Here is a 6,073-nt window from a genome sequence, read left to right on the forward strand (position 1 = left end):
GGGCCGTGAGGCCGGCGAGGACCTGGTCCAGCCAGCGCAGCGCGTCCGGTTCGTAGTCCGGTTCGCAGTCGGTGCGCGGGGCGAGGCGGACGGCCCCCAGCTCGCGCAGGCGCCGGTCCAGGCGCCGGCCGTGCCCGCAGAAGTCGCCGTACGAGGAGTCGCCGAGGGCCAGCACCGCGTACCGGCGGCCGTCCAGGGGCGGGGCGTCGACGGCCGCCAGGGCCTCCCAGAACCCGGAGCCGTTGTCGGGGGCGTCGCCGTCCCCGAAGGTGCTGGTGATCAGGATGAGGTCGGCGGCCGGGGGCAGGGCGCGCGGGTCGGCCTCGTCCATGCCGACCAGGCGGGTGCGGTGGCCCGCGGCGGTGAGCCGGTCGGCGGTGGCGGTGGCGAAGTCCTCCGCGTTGCCGGTCTGCGAGGCCCACAGCACGACCACCTCGCGGCCGTCCGCCCCGGCCGGCGCGGGGGCGGGGTCGGCGGCCTCGGCGGGCGGCGCCGAGCGCGAGTACAGGCCGGCCAGGACGCCGTTGACCCACTGGGCGTGCTCGGTGGCGAAGGGGGCGTCGGGCGGGAGGACCGGGATGCCGGGGGCGCCCAGCGCGAGACCGGCGAGGAAGCCGACCAGATACCGCCGTTCCCGCTCCGCGAGGACCGGGGGCGGGGTGTTCTCCAGGCCGAAGACGACCGCGGGCGCCTGTGCGGGTGCCTCCACGGGCGGGGGCGGCGCCACGGCCGCCTTCGTCAGGGTCACCGCGCACGCCTTGAACTCCGGCTGGAAGGAGACCGGGTCCACGGCGTCCCCGGTGACCGCGTTGACGGCGAGGTCCGCGCCGAACAGGTCGTTCCAGTGGAACGGCGCGAAGCAGCAGCCGGGCGCGACCCGGTCGGTGACGGCGGCCGGCAGCACGGCCCGGCCGCGCCGCGACACCACTTCCACCGCGTCCCCCTCCGCGAGGCCCAGGCGGTCCGCGTCCTCGGGGTGCACCTCCACGAACGGGCCGGGGTTCAGCCGGTTGAGCTTGGCGATCCGGCCCGTCTTGGTGAGGGTGTGCCACTGGTGCGCCACGCGTCCGGTGTTGAGCAGGAAGGGATAGTCGTCGTCCGGGAGTTCGGCGGGCGGGAGGTGGGGGCGGGCGAAGAACCGGGCGCGGCCGGTCGGGGTCGGGAAGACCGGCCCGCCGCCGTCCGGGGCGAGATAGCGGATCGGGTTGCGGTCCGGGCCGTCCGGGGTGGGCGCGGGCCACTGGACGGGGGCGGTGCGCAGCCGCTCGTACGTGACGCCCCGCAGGTCGTAGCCGGTCCGGGGGTTGGCGGCGCGCTTGATCTCCTCGAAGACCTCCTCGGCGCTGTCGTAGGCGAAGCCGTCCTCGTACCCCATCGCGCGGGCGACGCCGGCGATGATCCGCCAGTCCTCCAGGGCCTCGCCGGGCGGCGCGACGGCGGGGCGGGCCAGGGTGAGGTTGCGTTCGCTGTTGACGAAGACGCCCTCCGTCTCGCTCCACAGCGCTCCGGGCAGCACGATGTCGGCGTGGGCGTTGGTCTCGGTGTCGGCGAACGCGTCCTGGGTGATGACGAGTTCGGCTTCCGCCAGGGCCTTGACGACGGTGCTCCGGTTGGCGACCGACGCGACGGGGTTGGTGCAGATGATCCAGCACGCCTTGATGTCGCCGGCCGCCATCCGTTCGAACATCTCGACCGTGCCCCGGCCGCACTCGTCCTTGCGCAGGGTGCCGGGCGCCAGGCCCCACAGCTCCTCGGTGAACGCCCGGTCCTCGTCGTCCAGGAGCGAGCGCTGGCCGGGCAGTCCGGGGCCCATGTACCCGACCTCGCGGCCGCCCATGGCGTTGGGCTGGCCGGTGAGCGAGAGGGGGCCGCTGCCCGGACGGCAGATCGCGCCCGTCGCCAGGTGCAGGTTGATCAGCGCGTTGGTGTTCCAGGTGCCGTGCGTGGACTGGTTGAGCCCCATCGTCCAGCAGCTCGTCCACTCCCCGGCCTCGCCGATCCAGCGGGCGGCGCGGCGCAGGTCCTCCTCCGGGACGCCGGTGATCGCGGCGACCTCGGCGGGCGGGTAGCCGGCGAGGTGGTCCGGCATGGCCTCCCAGCCCTCGGTGTGCGCGGCGATGAAGTCGGGGTCGGTGTGCCCGTCGGCGTGGAGCAGGTGGAGCAGGCCGTTGAGGAGGGCCAGGTCGGTGCCGGGGTTGACGCGCAGGAAGAGGTCGGCCTTGTCGGCGGTGGCGGTGCGCCGGGGGTCGACGACGATCAGTTTGGCGCCGGCCCGGACCCGGTCGAGGAGGCGCAGGAAGAGGATCGGGTGGCAGTCGGCCATGTTGGAGCCGATGACCAGGAAGACGTCGGCGCGGTCCAGGTCGTCGTAGGAGCCGGGCGGGCCGTCCGCGCCGAGGGACAGCTTGTAGCCGCTGCCGGCGCTGGCCATGCACAGCCGCGAGTTGGACTCGACGCGGTTGGTCCGGATGAACCCCTTGGCCAGCTTGTTGGCGAGGTACTGCGCCTCCAGGGTCAGCTGTCCCGACATGTAGAAGGCGACGGCGTCCGGTCCGTGGGTGTCGATGACGGCGCGCAGCCGCCGCGCGGTGGTGGCGATCGCCTCGTCCAGGGCGGCCGGTGCCGGTTCGGCGCCGCGCCGGGGCCGTATCAGCGCGGTGGTGAGGCGGCCGGGCGCGGCGAGCAGGTCGGCGGTGGTGGCGCCCTTGGTGCACAGGCGGCCGGCGTTGGCGGGGTGCGTCCGGTCGCCGGACGCCTTGCGGACGGTGGGGCGCCCGTCCGGTCCGGACGCGATGTCCAGGACCATGCCGCAGCCCACTCCGCAGTACGAGCAGACCGTGCGGACCTGGGCGGCGTCGGCCGACGAGCTGAGTGGGGGCACCGGGGGGACCTTCCGTCAATCGGATCGTCGTCCAACGGTAGGAAGGGGCCGTTACGCGGGTGTGGCCCCGGCCGATCATGACCGGTAAAACTCGACGCACACTAGTCCGGCGGCCGCTGTGAGAAGCCCGGCGGACAGGCCCGGCGCCTCAGGTCTCCTCGGTGAGCTGCTCGTCCAGGTCGTCGAAGAGGAGCCCGGAGTGGTCCACCTGCCCGGTGCGGTAGGCGGAGCGCGCCACCAGGTGGGCGGCGACGGGGCCGGTCATCAGCTGGAAGAAGCCGATGAGCGCCAGCGTGGCGAGGTCCATGCCGCTGCGCAGCCGCAGCGCGACCCCGGCGAGCACGATCAGCATGCCGAGGGCCTGCGGCTTCGTCGCGGCGTGGCTGCGCGAGAGGACGTCCGGCAGCCGCAGCATGCCGACCACCCCGAGCAGGCAGATCGCCGCGCCGAGCAGCACCAGCGCCGCGCCCGCCGTGTCCAGGATCTGCAGCCAGACGTTCATGAGGCGCCGCCGCCGGGCCGGCCGGGGTGGCGCCGCTGCCCGGGCGGCCGGTCCCGTACGGCGATGAAGCGCGCGATGCCGACCGAGCCGGTGAACCCGAGGAAGGCGAGCACCAGCATGATCGGGAAGTAGAAGGGGTCACGGGCGAGCGCCGACTTGGCGCCGAGCCCGGCGATGATCAGGGCGGCGCACACGTCCAGGGCGATGGCCCGGTCCAGCATGGAGGGGCCGCGCCAGACGCGGGCGAGCAGCGCCGCTCCGGCGAGCAGGATCAGGACGACGGCTGCGACGATCAGCACCCGGTCCACGGTCTGGGGCGTGCTCACGGTCTGTCCTCCTGGTCGTGCTGCGCGGGGCCCGTGTGCGGTGCGGGCGGGGGCGGGGCGGCGACCCGCTCGATCTCGTCGCGGGTGCCGAAGGCCCGGACGATCAGCTCCTCCGTGCGCCAGACGGACCGCTGGGCCGCCGCCAGTTCGGCGGGCCGGCCGTCCAGGATGTGCACGAAGACGGTGGCGGTGGCGCGGCGCACCTCGACGACCGAGCTGTCGGGCACGTTGGCCACGGCGACGGCGACGGCGGTGAGCATCAGGTCGGAGCGGCAGCGCAGCGGGATCGCGACGACGGCGGCGCGGCGCGTCCGGCTGCCGTGGATCTGCCGGGTGACCTTCACGCCGGACACGTACATGTCGTAGAGGAGGTACCCGGCCAGCCGCAGGATGCCCCACGGGTGCAGCCGCAGCCCGAGGTCGACCTTGGGCAGCGGGAAGGCGAGGCAGACGGCGACCGCGACCAGGACCCCGGTCAGCAGGTTGGCCCAGTCCAGGCTCGACCAGAGCAGCACCCAGATGAAGGTCAGCCAGGCGATCAGCGGCAGGTCGAGGACGCGGCGCCGGCGGCCGCCGAACGCGGCGCTGAACGGCGGCAGCTCCTTGTTCCGGAACGAGAAGGTGACCAGGCGTCTCACCGTCCGAGCACCTCCTGGGTGTAGGGCGTGCGGGCGATGAGTTCGGCGGCGGCGCGGTCGGTGTACGAGGTGAGCGGGCCGCCGAACACGGTGAAGGCGAGGCCGAGGGCGACCGCGGCGGCCGTCGCCCAGGTCATCGGGCGGGGCAGCACGCTGGTGGTGGTGACGGCGTGTCCGTGGAGGGTGGCGGCGACGGCGAGCCCGGCCGGCTGGTGGCGGAAGCGCACACCCTCGTCGCCGCTGCCGGGCACCTGGTCGGGGCCGGTGTCCTCGTCGTCGTCGCTGTCGTCGTCGGACTCCAGGACGGTGCCGGCGGCGGCCTGGCCCGGCGGGGCGGCCCGCCAGAAGGCGAGGTTCCAGACCTTGGCCATCACGTACAGCGTGAGCAGGCTGGTCACGGTGGCGCCGACGACGAGAATCCAGGCCCACACCCCGCCCTCGGCGACCCCGGCGCGCATCAGGCCCAGTTTGCCGATGAAGCCGGACAGCGGGGGGATGCCGGCCAGGTTCATCGCGGGGACGAAGAAGAGGACGGCGAGCGCGGGGGCGGCGCGGGCGATGCCGCCGAGCCGGGTGAGTTCGGTGGTGCCGCCCCGGCGTTCGATCAGCCCGGCGACCAGGAAGAGTGTGGTCTGCACGGTGATGTGGTGGACGACGTACACGATGGCGCCGCCGTACGCCTCGCGGGTGGCGAGGCCGATGCCGAAGACCATGTAGCCGATGTGGCTGATCAGGGTGAAGGACAGCAGGCGTTTGAAGTCGGTCTGCGCGACGGCGCCCATGATGCCGATGACCATTGAGGCGAGTGCCGCCGCCATCAGCAGGTCGCCGAGCCGGTTGCCGGGGAAGAGCAGGGTCTCGGTGCGCAGCATGCAGTAGACGCCGACCTTGGTGAGCAGTCCGGCGAAGACGGCGGTCACCGGGGCGGGCGCGGTCGGGTAGGAGTCGGGCAGCCAGGCGGCGAGCGGGAAGACGGCGGCCTTGATCGCGAAGACCGTGAGCAGCATGGCCTGGATGAGGGTCTGGACGCCGAGCGGGAGGGCGGGGAGGCGTTCGGCGAGCTGGGCGAAGTTGGCGGTGCCGGTCGCCGCGTACGTCATGGCGATGGCGGTGAGGAAGAGCATCGAGGAGAACAGCGAGATGATCACGTACGTGGAGCCGGCCCGGATGCGGGGCCCGGTGCCGCCGAGGGTCAGCAGGACGAAGCTGGCGACGAGCATGATCTCGAAGCCGACGTAGAGGTTGACCAGGTCCCCGGCGAGGAAGGTGCAGGAGACCCCGGCGACCAGGATCAGGTAGGCGGGGTGGAAGACGGCGACCGGTGTCTCCTCGTCCCGGTCGGCCATGCCCTGGCCCAGGGAGTAGACGAGGACGCACAGGGTGACGGCCGACGAGACCGTCAGCATCAGCCCGGAGAGCCGGTCGGCGACGAGGGTGATGCCGAGCGGCGGCGCGAAGTCGCCGAGGTGCACGGAGAGCGGCCCGTTCCGGTCGGCGGCGATCATCAGCGTGACGGAGAGGCCGAGGACGGCGGTGAGCACGGCGACGCTGACGAAGCGCTGGAACCATTTGAGCCGGGTGCCGAAGGCGAGGCTGAGGCCGGTCGCGCACAGGGGCAGCAGGACCGGCAGCGGGACGATCGCGTTCATCCGGTGTCTCCCGGTCTCGGGGCGTCGGGGTCGATGGTTCCGCTCGCGGCGCTCTCCCCGGGCCCGCCGCTCTCCCC

5 protein-coding genes are annotated in these 6,073 nt (G+C 73.5%); all 5 read right to left on the reverse strand.

The window, feature by feature from the left end:
- On the reverse strand, positions 1 to 2,806 hold a 2,806-nt coding region (locus MHW47_RS30710), incomplete at its 3' end, for a molybdopterin-dependent oxidoreductase (protein WP_239227148.1).
- A gap of 223 nt (positions 2,807 to 3,029) precedes the next feature.
- The gene (mnhG, locus tag MHW47_RS30715) at positions 3,030 to 3,383 is read right to left on the reverse strand and encodes a monovalent cation/H(+) antiporter subunit G (protein WP_239227144.1); all 354 of its coding nucleotides are present in this window, start codon (positions 3,381 to 3,383) and stop codon (positions 3,030 to 3,032) included.
- A complete protein-coding gene (locus MHW47_RS30720) occupies positions 3,380 to 3,709 on the reverse strand; it encodes a monovalent cation/H+ antiporter complex subunit F (protein WP_239227145.1) in 330 nt (109 codons plus the stop codon). The genes mnhG and MHW47_RS30720 overlap by 4 nt, the downstream gene beginning before the upstream one ends.
- Entirely contained in the window at positions 3,706 to 4,347 is a 642-nt protein-coding gene (locus tag MHW47_RS30725) for a Na+/H+ antiporter subunit E (protein ID WP_239227146.1), read from the reverse strand. The genes MHW47_RS30720 and MHW47_RS30725 overlap by 4 nt, the downstream gene beginning before the upstream one ends.
- Entirely contained in the window at positions 4,344 to 5,996 is a 1,653-nt protein-coding gene (locus MHW47_RS30730) for a Na+/H+ antiporter subunit D (protein ID WP_239227147.1), read from the reverse strand. Before MHW47_RS30730 ends, MHW47_RS30725 begins: the two co-directional genes overlap by 4 nt.
- Positions 5,997 to 6,073 lie beyond the last annotated feature (77 nt).

This window comes from Streptomyces sp. OfavH-34-F (genome assembly GCF_022347745.1).
In the GTDB taxonomy this organism is placed as follows: domain Bacteria; phylum Actinomycetota; class Actinomycetes; order Streptomycetales; family Streptomycetaceae; genus Streptomyces.